The following is an 18,338-nucleotide window of genomic DNA, read 5'->3' as shown; positions in this document are numbered from 1 at the left end:
ATGGCGAGCGTTCCGGACGATCACCGAAGGCGCCGGGCCGGCAGCGTCTGGGCCACCGCCAGGCAGGCACGCTCGGAGTCGCTGGGCAGCGGTCGGCTTCGGTGGCCTGCAGTACGAGAATGGCCTGCGTGGCCGCGGCTGAGGGAAGCGGCTGAGCCGGACCACCACCTTCCCGGTCTCCAGGGTCAAGGCTGAAGTGTTCTCCCCTGGTGGGACGAACGTGAGCCGGACGAGGCGACGGCCCGGACTCAGGTGCCGGTGGAGATCACCACACGGCGGTTCTTCGTCTGGCCCTCCTCGGTGCTGTTCGGCTGGACCGGCTTGCTCTCGCCGTACCCGGCGGCCTCAAGCCGTGAGCGGTCCAGCCCGCCCTCGGTGGCCAGCCATTCCAGGACGGCCCGCGCGCGTTTCCGGGACAGGGTCATGTTGTAGGCGCCCTCGCCCCGGGAGTCGGTGTGGCCGTCGACGCGAACAGCCGCGTCCGGGGCGGACTTCCCGGTGATCTGACGGGCGATGCGCTTCAGCTCGGCCGCAGCGGCCGGTTTGACGACGGCGCTGTCGAAGTCGAACAGGACATCCGCGTTGAGGCTGAAGGCGATCGCGCCCTCGCCTTCCAGGACCTCGCTCTCGCCGATCTCGTACATCTTCAGCTCGGCTGCGGGGATCTCCACGGCCTTCACCTCGACGGCCTTCACCTCCACCGCGGGCACCTCCACGCTGGGGACGCATTCGCCCTGATCGTTGCACTTCGAAGGACGGATGACGAAGGGGCGGATGACGAACGGTCTGATCACGAACGGCCTGATCACGAACGGGACGATTCCGCCGTCTTTCGGCTTGGTCTGACACACCTCAGGCGTGGAGACGCCTTCAGCGTGAACCGCCTCGGCGCTGACAGCCTCGGTGCGCACAGGGTCGATTCTGACGCCGCCCGCGTTCACCCCCGGAATCTCCACCGCAGGGATCTCCACGGCCGGGATCGTCACCGGCGGGATACTGGCCGCGCCGAGGCAGCCGCCGGGGGCGGGCTTGATCTCGGTGCACTGGGCGGGAATCCGCTGGGCCGGGATGTCCACCCCGGGAACGGTGACCGCCGGCACCTTCTCACCGCCGATCGTCATCTCGGGGACGTGGACCGGTTCGGCGTGCACGGCCGGGATCTCCAGGGCGGGGATGAGCTGGCCGCGAGGACAGCCGGCCGGTTCGGCGGCGGGCTGCGGCGAGGCGGTTTCGTGCTCTGCGGGGGGTTGAGATGAGGCGGCGACCGGCGGGGCGGACCGCTGGGCCGCGGAGGGCCGGCGCTCCCGGCTGCCGCTCCCGGCTCCGTCCGGCAGTGTGCCGCAGGCCGTCAGCACAGCCACGAGCAGAGTGGAGATGACGGCGAGTGCTGCTCTCATGCAGGCCCTTTCTCCTGATTCTCCTACGCGCCCACGAAACCGGCACAGGGAATGGACCTTCAAAATCCTGTGGAGCGGAGTCGCCGGATGCAGGAGACGGCGATTCACCGAAAAGCGGATCTCATTGCGAGGCAGCGGACCGGTCACGCCATGAGGTCGTGCCGGCCGTGGTGGATACACCGGCGCCCTCGTCCGAGATGGAACAGCGTCACAACGTTCTCATGCGACGAGATCGGATAGCCGACGCCTATTCACGAGCAGGACCGGATCGTTCCGGCCGGTAAAGCCAGTATGAGCCGGACTCATGTGCATTGAACCTTCCCTTTGAGGGCAGCCGGATTCCAGATGTCCATACGAGAGGCCGCTGGGGGAACATTAGTCCGGAGAGGGCTCGCAGCATACATCCGCTGGGTTGAAACTCGGCTCCGCCTGCCGCGGTAGCGCGGCTCCACCTGCCGCGGTAGACGGGGATCCTACGGCCCCCGCGGTTCGGCTCGCCGGGCGTGACGCCCGGCGGCAGACGGTATGACACCCCTCGGATGATGCGTGGCGCCTTCCGAGAAGCCCCCACCGGGAGACCCAAAGCGCTCTCATGCCGTGAGACCGAGCAGCCGAAGGCCGTCGGCGGGTCGGCGGCGGCAGTGGCCGGCGGCGGCAGGGAGTACATCATGTTCGGGAGTGCTTCGCCGCCGCTCCACGATGCCCTCTTGCCTGCGGTCAGTCCGGGGAGCCGGCCGGTTCCAGCATGGGCACGAGGAACCGCCGGGCCACCGCAGCCAGCTGCTCGTCGTCGTCGAGGTCGATGATGTGGCTGGGGATCGCCAGGAAGGAGGCGGAGATCCGGACCATCAGTTCGGCCACGAGGTCGGCGTCCAAGCCGCTCGGCACGTTACCCGCGCGTTGCTCGTGGCGGAGCTGGCCCGCGACGAACTGCCGCACGGTGGCGAGGGTCCGGCCTCCGTCGCTGATCATGGAGGGTACGATCAGATCCGGTTCCGCGGCGATCAGACCGCCGATCAACGGGTTGCGCCGGATGGCGCGCAATGAGCTCACAAAGCCCAGGACCGCCCGGTCGGCGGCGGTGTGGGCTTGTTCGATGTCGACGAGGAACTGGTCGAAATACCGGCGGAACTCTCGGCGTACCACGTGTTCGACCAGCGCGTCCTTCGTGGCGAACCGCCGGTAGACCGTGATCCGCGAAACCCCGGCCCGGCGGGCCACGTCCTCCATGGTGGACCGCCGGATGCCCATGCGGCAGAACTGCTCATACGCCGCGTCGAGGATGCGGGCACGGGTCTCGTCCATGTCGTCAACCCGTTCGACGGCATCAATGTACGCGCGCTCCAGCAACGACTCCGAGTCCGACGGCGCCATGAGCACGGACAGCGCAGATTCCACGATCACCTCCTGTGATTGATTCTGCCTCAATCGCCAGCAGCCGCCGCCACGGTCTTGTGATGCCCGACACACTGTGCTGTATTGGTGGTACACAGATTCACCTTATGTTTCATCGTACCAGCAGTGCTCTCGGCCTCACGAGGAGGAGGGACGGAGGCATGGACAAACTCAGCAGGCGCGACATGCTCAAGGCGGGCGGGACGTTGGGCGCACTCGGTGCGCTGAGCGTCGCGACACCTGCACAGGCGCGCGTCTGGACGTGGTCGCCCAGTGGCTCGGTGGCGGGCACAGGGGCGGGCATCGACCCGCGGTGGGTATGGGACGAGGAGGCCGACCCGCTGGTCGCCTCGCTGATCGACCGGGGCGACGTGCCCAGGGTCAACGCCCTGTTACGGACCTGGACCAAGAACGGCCAGCCGCTGCCGGCCGGACTGCCGGCGGACCTGCGGGACTTCATGGAGCGAGCCCGCCGGCTGCCGTCGTGGGCCGACAGGGGCAAGCTCGCCACCGCGGTCGAGTTCAACGACAAGCGGGGGCTCTACCTCGGCGTGCTGTACGGCTTCGCCAGCGGCATGATGAGCACGGTCATCCCCAAGGAGGCTCGCGCGGTCTACTACTCCAAGGGCGGCGCGGACATGAAGGACCGCATCTCCAAGACCGCCAAGCTCGGATACGACATCGGGTCCAGGAAAGCTTACGACGCCGACGGCGAGATGATCGTGACCTGCGTCAAGACCCGGCTGGTGCACGCGGCCGTGCGCCACCTGCTGCCGAAGTCCCCGCACTGGCAGAAGTCCGCCGACGAGGAGATTCCGATCAGCCAGGCGGACATGATGGTCACCTGGCACAGCCTGCCCACGACCGTCATGAAGAACCTGACCGCATGGAAGGTGCCGATCCCCGCCAACGAGTCCGTGGCCTTCCTGCACTCGTGGCAGCTGGCCGCGCACATGCTCGGCATCAAGGACGAATACATCCCCGCGTCGTGGGACGAGGCCAATTCCCAGGCCAGGCAGGTCCTGGACCCGGTGCTGGCCCCGACGCCCGAGGGCATCAAGCTGGCCGACATCCTCCTCAACCTCGGCGCCGCGCTGGATGCCGGCATCCTCAGCAAGCGCGTACTCGGCGCGTTCACGCGCTTCCTGCTCGGCGACCAGATCGCCGAGTGGCTGGAGATCTCCCGGTATCCGTTCTGGGACGGGATCCTCGACACGCTCTGGGAGCCCTTCATCGCCGTCCGCGAAGGCGTGCTCAAGACGTTCCCCGGGGCGGACAACACCTACTGGCTCTTCGACGAGCTCCTTCGCAAGATAGTCCTGATCTACCTGTCCGAAGCGCGGCAGATCAGCATCGAGATTCCGCTGACCAACAACCCGGACTACTGATCGGGACCACCGGTCAACGACGGTGCGGGCGTGCTCGATATCGATGAGGAACCGGCCGGAACACCGGGTTCCGGCCGGGAGCCGCGAAGCGACCGGCTGTTCCCCTGGACGTTTTCGGGATCGGCTCGCATCCTTAGTGAGATACAAATATACCTGATATGTATCATCATATCATCAGCTTGCAGAACTCTCAGGAGGAGTCCGGCATGGCGGAGCTGAGCAGGCGCAAGATGCTGATCTCAGGCGGAGCCCTGGGGGCTCTCGGAACGCTGGGGATGGCGTTCCCGGCCCGGGCGATGCCCTGGACCTGGGCACCCGGCGGTTCGGTCGCGGGTGCCGGCGCCGGTGCCGATCCGCGGTGGGTGTGGGACGAGGAGGCCGACCCGCTGGTCGCCTCGCTGATCGATCGCGGCGCCGTACCCGAGGTCAACCGCCTGCTGTGGGATTGGAACCGTAACGACCAGCCCTTGCCCGAAGGACTGCCGGCAGACCTGCGGGACTTCATGGAGGAAGCACGTCGGCTGCCGTCGTGGGCGGACCACGGCAAGCTGAACACCGCGGCCGAGTTCAACAAGTCCAGAGGGCTGTACCTCAATCTGCTCAACGGCGTGGGCGGCGGCATGCTGAGCACCGCCATCCCCAAGGAGGCTCGCGCGGTCTACTACTCCAAGGGCGGCGCGGACATGGAGGATCGCGTCGCCAAGACGAGCATCCTGGGATTCGCCGTCGGGTCCCTGAACGCCTATCGGCCCGACGGCTCCTGCGCGGTCGAGGCCGTGAAGACCCGGCTGGTGCACGCGGCGGTACGACACCTGCTGCAGAAATCCCCCCACTGGACCGGCGACATCCCGATCAGCCAGGAAGACATGCTGGTCACCTGGCACACCTTGCCGACCTTCGCGATGCGCAGGATGCTCGAATGGAAGGTCCCGGTCACTGCCGCCGAGTCCGAGGCGTACCTGCACGTGTGGCAGGTGACCGCGCACATGCTCGGCATCAAGGACGAATACATCCCCGCCACCTGGGATGCGGCCGACGCCCAGTCGGACCAGATCCTGCCCCGGAACATGGGGCCGACGCCCGAGGGGGTGAAGCTGACCGACATCCTGCTGGACCAGCTCGCCGAGCAGACCAGCCTCGGGACCAGGGCCAGCCGGTCCCTGTGCAACGCGCTCGCCCGGTACCTGGTCGGCGATCAGGTGGCCGACTGGGACGGCATCGAGCGCGAGCCGGTGTGGGACCGGGTGATCCCCGCCGCCTGGCCGAAGCTGGTGAAGTTCCGCGAGGGCCTCATCCCGCTGCCGCTGGTGCCCGAGACCGCCTGGGTCATCGACGAGGCGGCGCGGAGATACATCATGCTCTACCTCACCAAGGCCAAGGAGACCAAGATCGAGATTCCCACGACCAACCGTCCGGACCCGAGCTGAATGATGACGGGACCGAATGGAGGCGGGCTGGATGAGGCCATCGGACGGCGACGGTTCCTCGGGTACGTGGTGGCGGCTCCCACCCTGGTGGCCGCCGCCGAACTCGGCCTGACGCCGGCGCCCGATGTCCGGCTGCCTTCGCCGGAACTCACGGAGCTGCTCGACCTCAACGACATGATGACCGCGGCGGCGCTGCCGACCTCGGGCCTGATCACGGTCGAGGTCAACCGGGACGGCACGGTGTCGTTCGCGTTGCCGCGGGCCGAGGTGGGGCAGGGCATCACCACCTCGACGGCCATGCTGATCGCCGAGGAAATGACCGTGCCGCTGGAACGGGTGCGTGTCACGCTGGCCGATGCCCGGCCGGAGCTGGTGTTCAACCAGCTCACCGGCGGATCGAACACGACCATCGCGACCTACACCCCTATCCGGGTCGCCGCCGCCATCGCCCGGCTCCGGTTGCTGGCGGCCGCGGCCACCGAGCTCGGCTCGGCGGTCACCGACCTGACGATGAGGGCCGGGGTGATCACCGATCGCTCCGGTGGCGGCATCGACATCGGCGCGCTCGCCGAGAAGGCCGCGAGCATGCGGACCCAGCAGGTGTCGGTGGAGCTCATGCCACGCGAGAACTTCACCGTCATCGGCAGACCGCACAACCGGATCGACGCGCTGGACGCGGTGACCGGGCGCAAGAAGTTCGCGATGGACCTCGACATCCCGGGCGCGAAGCCGACGATGGTGTGCCGCCCGCCGACCGTCAACGGCAAAGTCGGCTCGGTGGCCAACCTCGCCGAGGTCCGCGCCATGCCGGGGGTCACCGATGTCGTGACGATCTCCACCGGGGTGGCGGTGCGCGCCGAGACCTTCGGTCAGTGCATCGACGCCGTACGCGCCCTGCGGGTCTCCTGGAAACCCGGTACCGCGGAAGGAAAGTCCGACGAGAGCGTGCTGCGGGAACTGGAGGCCGCGGAGTTGCCGCTCGGGCCCAGGCCGCCGACTCCGACCGTCGAAGGCAGGTTCACCTTCTACTTCCGCAGCAACAGCGCGCTGGAACCCAACTGCGCGATCGCCGACGTGCGGGCCGACCGCGCCGAGATCTGGTCGGCTTTGAAATCGCCGATCGTCGCCAAGCAGGCCATCGCCGCCAAGGTAGGGCTGCCGCTCGGCAAGGTCACCGTGCACGTCACCGAAGGGGGTGGCTCCTTCGGGCGCAAGCTGTTCTTCGACGCCGCGCTGGAAGCCGCCGAGGTGTCCCAGCGGATCGGCAAACCCGTCAAGCTCATGTGGCACCGCGCCGACGACTCCCGTCAGGGCCGCACCCACCCGATGTCGACCTCGCGGGTACGCGTCGCCTACCTCGGCGACACCGTGCTGAGCTACAAGCAGCGGCACACCAGCGTCTCCACGGACCTCGGCCACGGGCTCGGTGAGATCATCACCGCCATGGCCGCGAGGCTTCCGGTGGGCGACATCGGTTTCTCCCAGACCTTCTTCCATCTCAGCCAGGCGATGTCCTACGACTTCGGCGGCGGCAGCCGGTTGCTCAACGAAACGGGCAAGGGCTTCAACACCGGCAGCATGCGCAACGTCTACTCGCCCGACGTCACCTGCGCCCGGGAGCTCATCATCGACCAGCTCGCCACGAGGATGGGCAAGGACCCCTACCGGTTCCGGCATGACTTCCTCCGCGATGACCGCTCCCGGGCGGTGCTGGCGAAGGTGGCCGAGGTCGGCGGCTGGGGGCGGCCGATGCCGGCCGGCACCGCGCAGGGCATCGCGTTCCACGCCGAGTACAAGGCCGTCAGCGCAGCGCTGGTGGAGATCGACTGCCGATCCGAAACCGTCAACCGTCCCGTCCGCGACGGCGTGACCGGACCACGTGTCACCAGGGCGGTGTTCGCTGTGGACGTCGGCCTTGCCGTGAATCCGCGGGGTCTGGAAGCGCAGATGATGGGCTGCATCATGGATGGCATCGCGCTGGCCCTGACCTCCAGCCTGCACCTGCGCGACGGGTACTTCCTCGAAGCGAGCTGGGACAACTACTTCTACACCCGGCAGTGGAACACCCCGCCCGAACTCCAGATCATCGTCATGCCCAGCACCTCCGAGAAGCCCGGCGGCGCCGGGGAACTGGGCGTCGCCGCGTCGATGGCCGCGGTCGCCTGTGCGTACGGCCGCGCGACCGGAACGATGCCCACCAGCTTCCCGATCAACCACGGCACGCTTTCCTTCACGCCCAAGCCGACCATCCCGCCCATTCCCCCTTCCCCGACCGACGGCCTGAAGCACGCCCGCTGAAACAAGGAGATCCGGTTGCCTGAGCACACTTTCCGAGTCAACGGCGAGCAGGTCACCGTCGACGTCGACGGCGACGTGCGCCTGCTGTGGGTGCTGCGCGACATTCTCGGCGTCACCGGACCGAAGTACGGCTGCGGCATCAATGTCTGCAAAGCGTGTACCAGCCACATCAACGGCAAAGCCGTCAACCCCTGCGCGATCCCCGTCGCAGATCTCCAGCCGACCGACGAGGTCACCACCATCGAAGGACTTCCGGCCACGGTCGGCAAGGACCTGCACCCTATGCAGCAGGCATGGCTCGACCACGACGTCGCCCAGTGCGGATACTGCCAGCCCGGCCAGATCATGGCCGCCGTGGCGCTGGTCCGCCGCGCCGCCGCCGAAGGCCGCGCAATCACCGACGCCGACCTCGACGGTCTCCGCAACATCTGCCGCTGCGGTACCTACTTTCGTATCCGCGAAGCCATCAAAGCCGGCGCCGAGAACATGTGAGGCACATGCGCGCCCGGACCCCCGGGGCACGGCCGTACGTCACGGCGGGTCCTCCTCCTTCGCCCGCCCCGCTCGATGTACCCCATGGTCGATTCCAGGCTCCAGGTTCCAGGTTCCCCCGGCCCCGCCGATCGTGACCGTCACCGCGTCCTCGCCGGCGAGGACGGCGGCGTCGCCGTCAACGGCGATCGACACCTCTTCGGGACCTCGGGGCCGGGCTGTGCGGACAGCCTCCGCCGTGGAGGACTACCCCAGCAGACAACCTCCTATCTAGGATAAAAGCCTCACATAATCATCACTTGGGATAAAACGGGAATGTCTGCAGGGTGAGGATGATGACCCGACTCGGGCCCGTTCTAGGCGAAGGCGTCCGCAGCACCGCCCGCCAGGCAGGGCTGTTGTTCGCGGTGGCCGGTGCTCTGGCCGCCGCCGGGATGGTTCTGCCGTCCCAGAATTCGCTCCTGCTCGGCACGGTCGCGGTCGTGGACCTGATCACCGCAGCCGCGGCGTGGTGGCTGCCTTGGCAGCGATTCGGGTCCCACGGGCCGCTGGTGCTATGCGTACCCGCCCTGGCGTTGCTGGCCACGGCCACCTGGGCGTTCGAGGGGGTGGCCACGAGCATCGCCCCGTTCTTCATGCTGCTGTTCGCCTGGGTCGGCCTGCACTTCTCCCCCCGGGCGGTGCTGGCGCTGGCGGTGCCGGCGGCGGTGAGCTATCTGGGCCCGCTGATCGCGGCCGACCGCGGCCCCGTGGCCATCAGCGGCGGTGTGATATTCATCCCGATCATGGTGACGGTCGGGGTGCTGATCGCCCGCCAGGTCGAGCACCAGCGGCGCGCCCACAGCCAGGTCGAGCGGATGGAACGCTGGCGGGCCGCCCTCAGCGCCACCCTGGCCCACGATGTGCGCTCCCCGCTGACGTCGGCGCAGTTCGCCGTGGAGATCCTCGCCGAAGAAGGCCCCGACCTCCCCTCGCCCCAACGCGACCAGATCGCCTCGATGGCGCTACGGCAGATCGACCGGATCCGCCGTCTGTCCGCGAGCCTGCTGGACGCCGAACGCCTCGACGTCCACGGCGGCCTGCGGCTGGATGTGGAGACCGTCGACCTGCTCCGGGCCGTGCGCGAGGCCGTCGGGTACGTCAGCGACCCGGTCGCCGTCGAGGTGCCCGACGGCCTGCGGGTGCGCGCCGACCCCGAACGGCTGGAGCAGATCCTCATCAATCTGGTCGCCAACGCCGTCAGCCACGGCGCCCTGCCGGTCGCCGTCAGCGCCGAACCCGTCGCCGACGGCATGGTCGCCGTGCACGTGCGCGACCACGGGCCGGGCGTGGCGAAAGACAAGGAGCAGGTGTTGTTCTCCCGGTTCAGCGGCGCCGACGCCAACCCCGAATCGGTCGGACTGGGCTTGTGGATCACCCGGGAGCTGGCCCGCGCCCACGGCGGTGACGTCGGCTACGCTCCGGCCGCTCCGGGCAGCTGCTTCACCATCACCCTGCCCGCCGCCCCACCGCCCACCGAGGCCGGCACGGCAGCGTCCACCCGCCCGTCCGGCCGGGTCGTCCGGTGAGAACCGCCGGCAGGGCGCTGCGGGCGGGCGGTCAGCCCACCGGGTGACCGCCGTCCAGGGAGATCACCGTGCCGTCGGCCGCTGCCCGCAGAGCCGCGGCGATCCGCCGGGCCAGCGCCGCCGGCACCAGCGAGGGCACCCGGTCGGGGTCGGCGAGCATCCAGCCGGCCAGCTCGTCGGCCGGCAGCCGGATCGCGGCGATCTCGCCGGGGGTCAGGACGCCGCCGTCGTAGAGGAGCATCATCCCGTCCGGCCAGCCGGGCCGCGGCGCGATCCAGTCCACCGCCAGCAGGCGTCCGGTCGGCCGGTCCAGGCCGAGTTCCTCGGCCAGTTCCCGGCGGCATGCCGCCGTGGGGGACTCCCCGGCCTCGACGACGCCGCCGGGCACGTCCCACTGCGGTTTGTAGACCGGATCGACCAGCAGCACCGCACCCGCCGCATCGCGGATCAGCGCGCCGGAGGAGACCCATTTGCGTCCCAGCGACGCCGCGTACGGATCGAGCGGCACCGCGGACGAGTCCTGCGTCGTCATGGTCGTGACGGTACCGGGTCACCGCGTCCCCCGCGTAGTCGCCCACGCCTTGCGCCGCTCCGGCGCCGGCCGCGCCCACCGGGCCCGCATCTCCGCCCGGGGTCACGGGACCGACGTCAGCGCGACGGCGACAGAGTCCTCCTCCTCGATGACGAGATACCGCGGCTCGAACCGGGGCGGCACCGCGAAGCACATCGGGCCGGCGGTCGACCGACCGGTGGTGGTGCCGTCGAACGCGCCCGGCAGACCACCGCAGGCAGGGCCGTCCACCAGCTCCGCCCTGCCTTGACCGGCACCGATCAAAAGCGTGCGCACATGGCCGGTGCGGGCCGATCCGGTGACGCTGACCGGCACGACCATCACCCGGAAACCGTCCAGCCATGACGGTGCCCCGGGGGGCGGGCCGGTGGTCACCGGACCGTCCACCCGTAGGGTCAAGCCAGGCCAGGTCGCTTCCTGCCCGATGCGGACGACCCGTCTGGGGAAGTGCCGCGCATCGCCGTAGATGCCCATGGCGTCCACCGGCGTGATCCCGGCAGCCTGCCGTACCGGTTCCGGCAGGAGCGATACGGCGCCCGTGCCGGTGACGGCGACGACGAGGGCTACCGACACCACAGGTGACATGACCCGCCGCAGTCTCCTCCGGTTCCACGAGGCCGCGGCGATGAGTGCTCCGGCGACGGCCACGATGACCATCCTGTCGGCGGAGTGATGCAGGCTCAGATCGCCTTCGGTCGTGCGAACCGTGACGGGCCGACCGGTGACCGACGACAGCGCGACCACGACCGGCTCGCCCATGGCCAGTTTCGCCCGCACCCCCGGCGGGGCGCCGAGATCTATGATCCGGCCGTCGGCGGTGTGCGCCTCGGTGATGTACTCGTCGTCGTAGGGTGTCCCCTCCAGGGACGGGCCGTCGCCGGGAACCTCGTCGTCATAGTCCGCTTCGCCATGGTCGATGCCGGCGGCGATGACCGCCTGCACCTCGGCCACCGGGGCGACGGCCTCGACCGTCCAGACGGCCAGGAACACCGCTGCGCAACCCGCCGCCACCAACAGCGCCGCGCTCGCCCACGTCTTCGGGTTCATGCCGAAGGCCGGGGCGCGTTCGCGGCCGCCGCGGTCTGGTCCCGGTCCGCCCAGGACGCCGATGAGGCCGGTGATGAGCGTCTTGTCAGCGACTCGCATCTTTCGAACGCGTTCGACCATCATTTCCTCAGTCTGTACCGGAACGAGGCCGTTGCGGCATCCGTCGAGTGATCCCGGATCTTCTCCCAGGACCGAACGGCTCCTCCACGACCGGAGCCCTCGTACGGCTCCGGGCCCGCGGTCATGGCCACCCGGCCGTTTTTAACACGTATCTTCCATATCTAACAGTCGCTGTGTGAAGATGGGAGGGTGGCCATCGCTGATCGACTCGACCTCACGCTCCGCCTGGTACGAGGAGCGGGCAAAGTGACCCTCACCGAGCTGGCGAGCCGGCTCGGGGTGTCGGAGATGACCGTCCGCCGCGACCTCGACCGGCTCCAGGAGCGGGGGCTGGTGAGCCGGGTGCGCGGCGGGGCGGTCGCCTTGCGACCTCGACCGGAGGCGGCGGGCTTCGCGGCGCGCGAGGGATGGCAGGTCGCGACCAAGGCCCGGCTGGGCGCGGCCACCGCCGAGCTCGTACAGCCCGGGCAGACCATCCTGCTCGACGCCGGCACCACGATGGCACAGGTGGCGGGGCATCTGGTCACGCGCGCACCGCTCACCGTCGTCGTGCTCGGCCTCCAGGCCGCAACACACCTGGCCGACCAGCCCGACGTTCGACTTCTGGTCCTGGGCGGCGAATCACGCCCGGGCGAGCGCAGCCTCGTCGGCTACCTCGCTCTGCGGGCGCTGGAGTCGCTGAGCTTCGACTGCTTCCTGATGTCGATCGGCGCCGTCCATCACACCGGCGGCTGGAGCGAGTTCGATCCCGACGACGCGGCCGTCAAGCGGGCCGCGCTCGGCCGGTCCGAGCGCACCATCGTGGTCGCCGACAGCACCAAGCTGGGGGCACGCGCCTTCGCCAAGGTCGCGGAGCTGGCGGCAGTCGACACCTTCGTCACCGACGACGCCGCCCTCGACCCGGTCGTCGACCGGACGGCCACCGAGACCCTGACCGCGATCGCCGATGCCGGCGTCGAGGTTTTACGGGCCTGATCAATCCTTCCGGCCTCCGTTTGTCCTTCTGGAGGACACATGCCGACCACCTCGATGATGATCCTCGTCGCGGGCCCCTACCGTTCGGGCACCGGCGACGATCCGGTGAGGCTCGCAGCCAACGTGGCGGCGATGAACGCCGCGGCCATGCGCCTGTACCGCGCCGGTCACCTGCCGGTCACCGGCGAGGCGATGGCACTGCCCCTGATCGAACTCGCCGGTTCCACCCGGGTCGGCGACGCGATCTTCAACGAGATCTTCCACCCCATCGCCGAGCGCCTGTTGTCCCGGTGCGACGCGGTCCTGCGCATCGGCGGCCCGTCCGCCGGGGCGGATGCCATGGTCGAGCAGGCGCGTGCGCAGGGCAAGGCCGTCTTCGCCGACATCGACGACGTGCCGCCCGCTCCAGGCTCTGTTGAGGGCCCGTGATTCCGGGTCGCTGAGCCCTTTTCGTCCTGAGTGGCGGCCGGCTTCCCCCCGGCCCGCCATCAGCTCTGCGAAGGCTCTGTTCCGTCGGCCGTAAAGCGATGTCGGTGACAGCTGGCACACTGCGCACCATGACCGACAGCGACGTTCTGGCAGGACTGGACGAGGTCCCCTGGGCGGACCTCGATCATGCCTACGGTCCCGCAGATGACGTTCCTGGGCTGCTGCGAGCGTTGCGCTCGGAACGGGCCGATGAGCGCGAACGCGCCCTGCCCGAGCTGTACAGCAATATCTTTCACCAGGGCAACAGATACCCGGCGACTGCACCCGCGGTCCCGTTCCTGGCACAGCTGGCCCTCGACCCGGCGACCCCGGAACGGAACGGGATCGTGTACCTGCTCGTCGCGGTGGCGATCGCATACGACGAGAGCCAGCTGCCGGGCGGTGTCGACATCGCGGGATGGCGGGCGGAGCTCGGCCGGATGCGCTCCGCTGATCCGGCCGCGGAGTTACGCAAGTTCGACATGTGGGTCGATGCCGCACGCGACGAAGGCGAATCTCGCGGCAGGAGCGTGCATCGGGCGGTGGACGACTACGGTCGGGTGCTGCGGTCCGCGCAGGCCGAGCTGGACGCCTACGACGCCGTACGGGCCGAGGTTCCCGCGCTGCGCGGGTTGCTGGACGATGACGATCCGCTGGTCCGGGCCGCCACCGCCTATCTCCTGGGCTGGTTCCCCGAGGAGGCGGCCGGTTCCATCACCGCGCTGGAGGCACTGCTCGAACGTGAATCCGTCACCGGCGTCATAGCCGATGCGATCATCTCCGCCGGCCTGCTCTCGGCTACGGAGCTGACTCCACGATTGCGTGACCATCTCAGCGGTTCTGAACCAGTATCGCGCTGGGCCGCCGCGACGGCGCTGGTGCGGCTCGGCGTCGTCGAGCCTGAGGTGATCGGTGTGCTGGCGGCGGCGAGCGTGGACCCGCCGACGACGGACACGAATGCGGAGATCAGCTTCATGAGCGGTGATGTGCGCGGCTATTCGGCCCAGACGCTGGCCGCGCTGAGCGGCCGGTTGCCCGTCGAGATCATCGACGCCGTACTGGAAGGCTTGTCGCGTACCTCGCAGGTCGCGGCGTTCCCGGTGGCCGCCGCCGCGCTGCGGTTGGTGTTCCCGGACGGCGCACCGTGTCCGCTGCCGCCCTTCGCGGAACTGACCGGCCTGCAACGGCGAGCCGTGCGGATCCTGGCCGAGCTCGGGCCGGAGACCTGGCGCTGGCTGAACTTCACTTCCATTCTGGAGGCCTGGAATCTCCCGGACACGCATGTGGAGTGCCGCGCCTACGCGGGGCTCGACACATCGGAACAACCCCCGCCTTCCACTTTTCAGCAGCTGGGCTGACGGGCTGCGGACAGCCCAGTGGGCGCGTCCCGGGAACCCGCTCCGACCGCCGCCCGGTCAGGTGGAGGTCCCGGCCCGTTCGGCTCGGCTGGCGGCGTCGCCGGATCGGCCCCTTCTCGGGTGATCAGGATGTCGGTGATCTGGTCGGGCAGGGCCGCCCCGGTCATCGTCCGGCACCGTGGAAATGCGGAAGGGCACGGCCGGGGCCGCGCCCTTCCGCGTGCATCGGGTTCAGCAGCTGAGGTTGCCGCCCGGGGTGGTGCCCAGGATCTGGACGAACCGCTGGTAGGCGTTGATGCGGCTCTGGACCTGTGCGGGATTGCGGCCGCCGCATTCCAGGGAGCCGTTGATGCTGCGGATCGTCTCACCGAAGCCGTGGCCGTTGACCATGGCGTTGTGGGGCGTCATCGTGCCGGGGCCGGTCTGGGTGTTCCAGTACCACAGGGCGGTTTTCCAGGCCACCGCCGAGTCGTTCTGGACCAGCCACGGGTTGCGGAGCAGGTCGATGCCGAGCGCGTCGCCCGCCGCCTTGTAGTTGAAGTTCCAGCTCAGCTGGATCGGGCCGCGGCCGTAGTAGGCGGCTTGACCGGCGGGGCAGCCGTAGGGCCGGCCGGCATCGCAGTAGTGGGGGTAGTTGGCGGTGTTCTGCTCCACGATGTGCACCAGGCCACCGGTCTCGTGGCTCACGTTGGCCAGGAACGCGGCGGCTTCCTGCTTCCTGACCGTGTCGCTGCCCGTCGCGGCGAAGGCGGGATAGGCGCTCAGCGCCGCGGTGAGGCCGCTGTAGGTGTAGAAGGGATTCCGGTTGGGGAACATCTGCTCGAACTGGGCTTGGCTCACGACGAAGCCGGAGGCCGGCGGGTTCGTGGGCGGCGTGGTGCCGCAGGTGTACGGCTCCCAGTACCACGTGCTGATCACGGGGTCGTAGCCCGGGTTGTCGTGCTCGGCGCGGTAGAGACTGCCGTCGGCGTACGTGACGATGCTGCCCGCGGCGTACCAGATTCCGGCCACCCAGCTCGGGTAGGAGCAGCCGCCGGAGGGGGGCGGCGTGCCCGTGCCGCCGCAGGCGCCCTTGTCGGCCCAGACGTCGGCGCCGCCCGGCGCCTCACCCTGGGTCCACCACTTCGCCGACCAGTTGTGGCCGTTGCGGGAGACCGTCGCGCCGCCGGTGTAGGTCGCCGACGCGCTCCACGGGCTCGCGCAGCTTTCGGCGGTCGCCGAGGCGGCCGGCATGGCGACCGCGAGCGCGCCCGCGAGCGCCAGGGAGGCGATGGACGCCAGAATGCGGAGTCGTAACACTTGATCACTCCTTCGTACGGCAGGCCCGTACAGCGTGGGGGGTGCTCCGGTCCGCGTCCGCGCTGTAGCGGTGCGGGAGGTTCGCGGACCGGAGGTTTTCTCTTAGGAAAGTTTCCTAAAGATATTTCGATGCTAACTTTGACCTCCTTGCCCCACAAGCCTTGACCGCGCGTGTGCATGCACGGCCGGAGGGAGACAGAACGGGGCCTTCTCGACGACCCCGGCAGGAAGATCGGAATCGGTCTTGTTGTAAGCGCTTACATGTGCCAGTGTGCCGACCATGGAATCGCCACCGTCACCCCACAGGGATCCGGACGGCGGGGAAGCCCGCCGGAGAACCGCGACGATCTACGAGGTCGCGGAGCGGGCCGGTGTGTCGATCGCGACCGTCTCCCGGGTCCTGCGGGGCACCATCCCCGTCGCCCCCGGCACGGCCGAGCGGGTGCGCGAGGCCGTCGCCGAGCTCCGATACCGGCCCAGCCACCTGGGCAGGGGGCTCGCCGAGCGCCAGCACGCCGCCAACGGCATCGTCTTCCCCGACCTGTCCGGCCCCTACTACGCCGAGGTCGTCCTCGGCTACGAGTCCGTGGCCGCCGAACTCGGCCGTTCGGTGCTCATCCTGTCCAGCCACGGCCGCCCCACGGCCAGGGACATGGTCCTGGACCTGGCGGCGCGGGTGGACGGACTGGTGGTCTGCACTCGAACCGTGGACGACGAGACGGTCCGCGAGGTCGCGGCGACCGGCACGCCGGTCGTGCTGATCGCTCGTCCGCCGGTCGCCGACGTCGACACGATCACCACCGAGAACCGGGACTCCGCGGCACGGCTCGCTGATCACCTGCTCGGCCACGGATACCGGCGCTTCGTCTTCCTCGGCGACGCCGACCGTTCGTCGGACTTCGCCGAGCGGTTCGAAGGGGTCCGGCAAGTCATCCCCGCCATCATCCCGATCACCTGCGGCTTCGACGAGGACGGCGGGTTCCGGGCCGCGGAGGCCGTGCGGCTGCAGAAGCCGGACGCGGTGATCTGCGGCAACGACGAAGTCGCGCTCGGCCTGACCCGCGCCACGAGGGGGAGTGTGCCCGTCACCGGCTGGGACGACGTGATGGCGGCCCGATACGCCGGCCTCACCACCGTCCGGCAGCCCATGCGGGAGCTGGGAGCCCGCGCGGCACGGCTCCTCGACGAACGCATCACCGGAGCGAGAGGGGAACCGCACCACGACATCCTTCCCACCCAGCTCGTCGTCCGTTCGAGCTGCGGGCCCCACCCCAAGGAGGAGACATGAAACGCCTGGTCACCGTCGCGGTGACGATCGCCGCGCTCACCGCACTGAACGGATGCGGCCGGAACGCCGGCGGCGGCCCCCCGGACCGGCCCGCCGAGACCGGTGCGGGACCGGCGCGGGGAACGGTCACCGTCTGGGCGATGGGCACCGAGGGCGAGAAGCTGTCGGTCCTGGCCGAGGGCTTCGAGGCGGCCAACCCCGGCGTGAAGGTCGACGTCACCGCGATCCCCTGGGACGGAGCCCACGACAAGATCGCGTCCGCGATCGCGGGGCGCGCCACCCCGGACATGAGCATGGTCGGCACGACCTGGATGGGTGAGTTCGCCACGACCGGCGCGCTCGATCCGACACCGGCCGGTTTCGACAAGGACGCCTACTTCCCCGGAGCCTGGGACACCACCACCGTGAACGGCACGTCCTACGGTGTCCCGTGGTACGTCGAGACCCGGCTCATCTACTACCGCACCGACCTGGCCGAGAAGGCCGGAGTGAAGCCACCCGCGAACTGGGCGGAGCTCACGTCCTTCGTGACGGCGCTGCGCGACAGGGGCGGCGCCGCGTACGGCATCAGCCTGCCGCCCGGTGGGACCGGCGCCTGGCAGACGTTCCTGCCGTTCGCCTGGCAGCGGGGCGCCTCGATCACCGGCGCGGACGGCGCGTTCACCCTCGACACCCCGGAGATGGCCCGGGCCCTGGACTACTACCTGTCGTACTTCAGGAAGAGGCTCTCCCCCGCCGCCCTGCAGCCCGGCGAGCTGGAGCAGGGCTTCATCGACGGGAAGATCGCCTCGTTCGTCTCCGGCCCGTGGCACATCGGGGTGCTGAAGGATCAGGCCAAGGGCAAGCTGGACGGCAGGTTCGGCGTGGCGCTGATGCCCAGGGAGCGGACCGGCGCGTCGTTCGTCGGCGGTGCCGACCTCGTGGTGTTCAAGGACGCCAGGAACCGCCACGGCGCCTGGAAGTTCGTGGAGTACCTGTCCAGGCCGGAGGTCCAGGCCACGTGGTACCGGACCGTGAACGACCTGCCCGCGGTCAAGGACGGCTGGAGCGGCATCACCGACCCGATGCTGAGGCTCTTCGGCGAGCAGTTGGGCGACGCCCAGGCGCCGCCCGCCGTCCCGACCTGGGAGCAGGTGGCCGCGGTGATCGACGGCGAGCTGGAGAAGGCCGTCAAGGCCGGCATGCCGTCCGACGCGGCGCTCAAGGCGATGCAGCAGAAGGCGGCGGCCATCGGGACCGGACCCTGA

Annotated in this window: 16 protein-coding genes; 10 read left to right on the top strand and 6 right to left on the bottom strand. The window is 69.4% G+C overall.

Annotation, left to right across the window (positions count from 1 at the left end):
* Window positions 1-248 precede the first annotated feature (248 nt).
* Window positions 249-1,397 carry an OmpA family protein gene (locus tag HS041_RS18435; RefSeq protein ID WP_196441891.1) on the bottom strand — a complete coding sequence of 383 codons (1,149 nt, stop codon included), beginning with the start codon at window positions 1,395-1,397 and terminating at the stop codon, window positions 249-251.
* Between the two features lie 717 nt (window positions 1,398-2,114).
* On the bottom strand, window positions 2,115-2,771 hold the full coding sequence (locus tag HS041_RS18430) for a TetR/AcrR family transcriptional regulator (protein WP_196442573.1): 657 nt from the start codon (window positions 2,769-2,771) through the stop codon (window positions 2,115-2,117).
* Between the two features lie 182 nt (window positions 2,772-2,953).
* On the opposite strand from HS041_RS18430, the gene HS041_RS18425 reads away from it, so the two are divergent.
* The 4 genes from HS041_RS18425 to HS041_RS18410 all read left to right on the top strand — a co-directional run bounded on the left by HS041_RS18425 (window position 2,954) and on the right by HS041_RS18410 (window position 8,397).
* Window positions 2,954-4,180, top strand: coding sequence for an oxygenase MpaB family protein (locus tag HS041_RS18425; protein ID WP_196441890.1), 1,227 nt, complete (start codon window positions 2,954-2,956; stop codon window positions 4,178-4,180).
* Between the two features lie 179 nt (window positions 4,181-4,359).
* Entirely contained in the window at window positions 4,360-5,607 is a 1,248-nt protein-coding gene (locus HS041_RS18420; RefSeq protein ID WP_304609530.1) for an oxygenase MpaB family protein, read from the top strand.
* Window positions 5,608-7,905, top strand: a complete 2,298-nt coding sequence (locus HS041_RS18415) for a molybdopterin cofactor-binding domain-containing protein (protein WP_196441889.1) — start codon at window positions 5,608-5,610, stop codon at window positions 7,903-7,905. It begins immediately after the preceding gene.
* A 15-nt stretch (window positions 7,906-7,920) separates the two neighbouring features.
* Window positions 7,921-8,397 (top strand): (2Fe-2S)-binding protein, encoded by a 477-nt coding sequence (locus tag HS041_RS18410; protein ID WP_196441888.1) that lies wholly within the window; start codon window positions 7,921-7,923, stop codon window positions 8,395-8,397.
* Between the two features lie 39 nt (window positions 8,398-8,436).
* Here HS041_RS18410 and HS041_RS18405 read toward each other — a convergent pair whose 3' ends face one another.
* Window positions 8,437-8,592 (bottom strand): hypothetical protein, encoded by a 156-nt coding sequence (locus HS041_RS18405; protein WP_196441887.1) that lies wholly within the window; start codon window positions 8,590-8,592, stop codon window positions 8,437-8,439.
* Between the two features lie 137 nt (window positions 8,593-8,729).
* Here HS041_RS18405 and HS041_RS18400 point away from each other — a divergent pair, with 137 nt between their 5' ends.
* Window positions 8,730-9,965, top strand: a complete 1,236-nt coding sequence (locus tag HS041_RS18400; RefSeq protein ID WP_196441886.1) for a sensor histidine kinase — start codon at window positions 8,730-8,732, stop codon at window positions 9,963-9,965.
* 31 nt (window positions 9,966-9,996) lie between these two features.
* On the opposite strand, the gene HS041_RS18395 is transcribed toward HS041_RS18400, so the two are convergent.
* Together HS041_RS18395 and HS041_RS18390 are read right to left on the bottom strand one after the other, a co-directional pair.
* A complete protein-coding gene (locus HS041_RS18395) occupies window positions 9,997-10,497 on the bottom strand; it encodes an NUDIX domain-containing protein (protein WP_196441885.1) in 501 nt (166 codons plus the stop codon).
* Window positions 10,498-10,599: 102 nt separating this feature from the next.
* Window positions 10,600-11,682 (bottom strand): hypothetical protein, encoded by a 1,083-nt coding sequence (locus tag HS041_RS18390; RefSeq protein ID WP_196441884.1) that lies wholly within the window; start codon window positions 11,680-11,682, stop codon window positions 10,600-10,602.
* Between the two features lie 210 nt (window positions 11,683-11,892).
* Here HS041_RS18390 and HS041_RS18385 point away from each other — a divergent pair, with 210 nt between their 5' ends.
* The 3 genes from HS041_RS18385 (at window position 11,893) to HS041_RS18375 (ending at window position 14,504) form a co-directional block, all read left to right on the top strand.
* Window positions 11,893-12,678: a DeoR/GlpR family DNA-binding transcription regulator gene (locus HS041_RS18385; protein WP_196441883.1), complete on the top strand. Its 786-nt coding sequence runs from the start codon at window positions 11,893-11,895 to the stop codon at window positions 12,676-12,678.
* A gap of 39 nt (window positions 12,679-12,717) precedes the next feature.
* Window positions 12,718-13,107 (top strand): DUF4406 domain-containing protein, encoded by a 390-nt coding sequence (locus tag HS041_RS18380; protein WP_196441882.1) that lies wholly within the window; start codon window positions 12,718-12,720, stop codon window positions 13,105-13,107.
* A gap of 128 nt (window positions 13,108-13,235) precedes the next feature.
* Complete coding sequence (locus tag HS041_RS18375; RefSeq protein WP_230879116.1) at window positions 13,236-14,504, top strand: HEAT repeat domain-containing protein; 1,269 nt, start codon at window positions 13,236-13,238, stop codon at window positions 14,502-14,504.
* Window positions 14,505-14,735: 231 nt separating this feature from the next.
* Here HS041_RS18375 and HS041_RS18370 read toward each other — a convergent pair whose 3' ends face one another.
* On the bottom strand, window positions 14,736-15,803 hold the full coding sequence (locus HS041_RS18370; protein ID WP_196441880.1) for a glycoside hydrolase family 19 protein: 1,068 nt from the start codon (window positions 15,801-15,803) through the stop codon (window positions 14,736-14,738).
* A gap of 280 nt (window positions 15,804-16,083) precedes the next feature.
* On the opposite strand from HS041_RS18370, the gene HS041_RS18365 reads away from it, so the two are divergent.
* Window positions 16,084-17,091, top strand: coding sequence for a LacI family DNA-binding transcriptional regulator (locus tag HS041_RS18365; protein WP_196441879.1), 1,008 nt, complete (start codon window positions 16,084-16,086; stop codon window positions 17,089-17,091).
* Complete coding sequence (locus HS041_RS18360; RefSeq protein ID WP_196441878.1) at window positions 17,088-18,338, top strand: sugar ABC transporter substrate-binding protein; 1,251 nt, start codon at window positions 17,088-17,090, stop codon at window positions 18,336-18,338. Before HS041_RS18365 ends, HS041_RS18360 begins: the two co-directional genes overlap by 4 nt.

It is taken from the genome of Planomonospora sp. ID67723 (assembly GCF_015711605.1).
GTDB lineage: Bacteria > Actinomycetota > Actinomycetes > Streptosporangiales > Streptosporangiaceae > Planomonospora_A.
The sequence above is the reverse complement of the archived record's forward strand: the minus strand, read 5'-3'. Positions and strand labels throughout refer to the sequence as shown.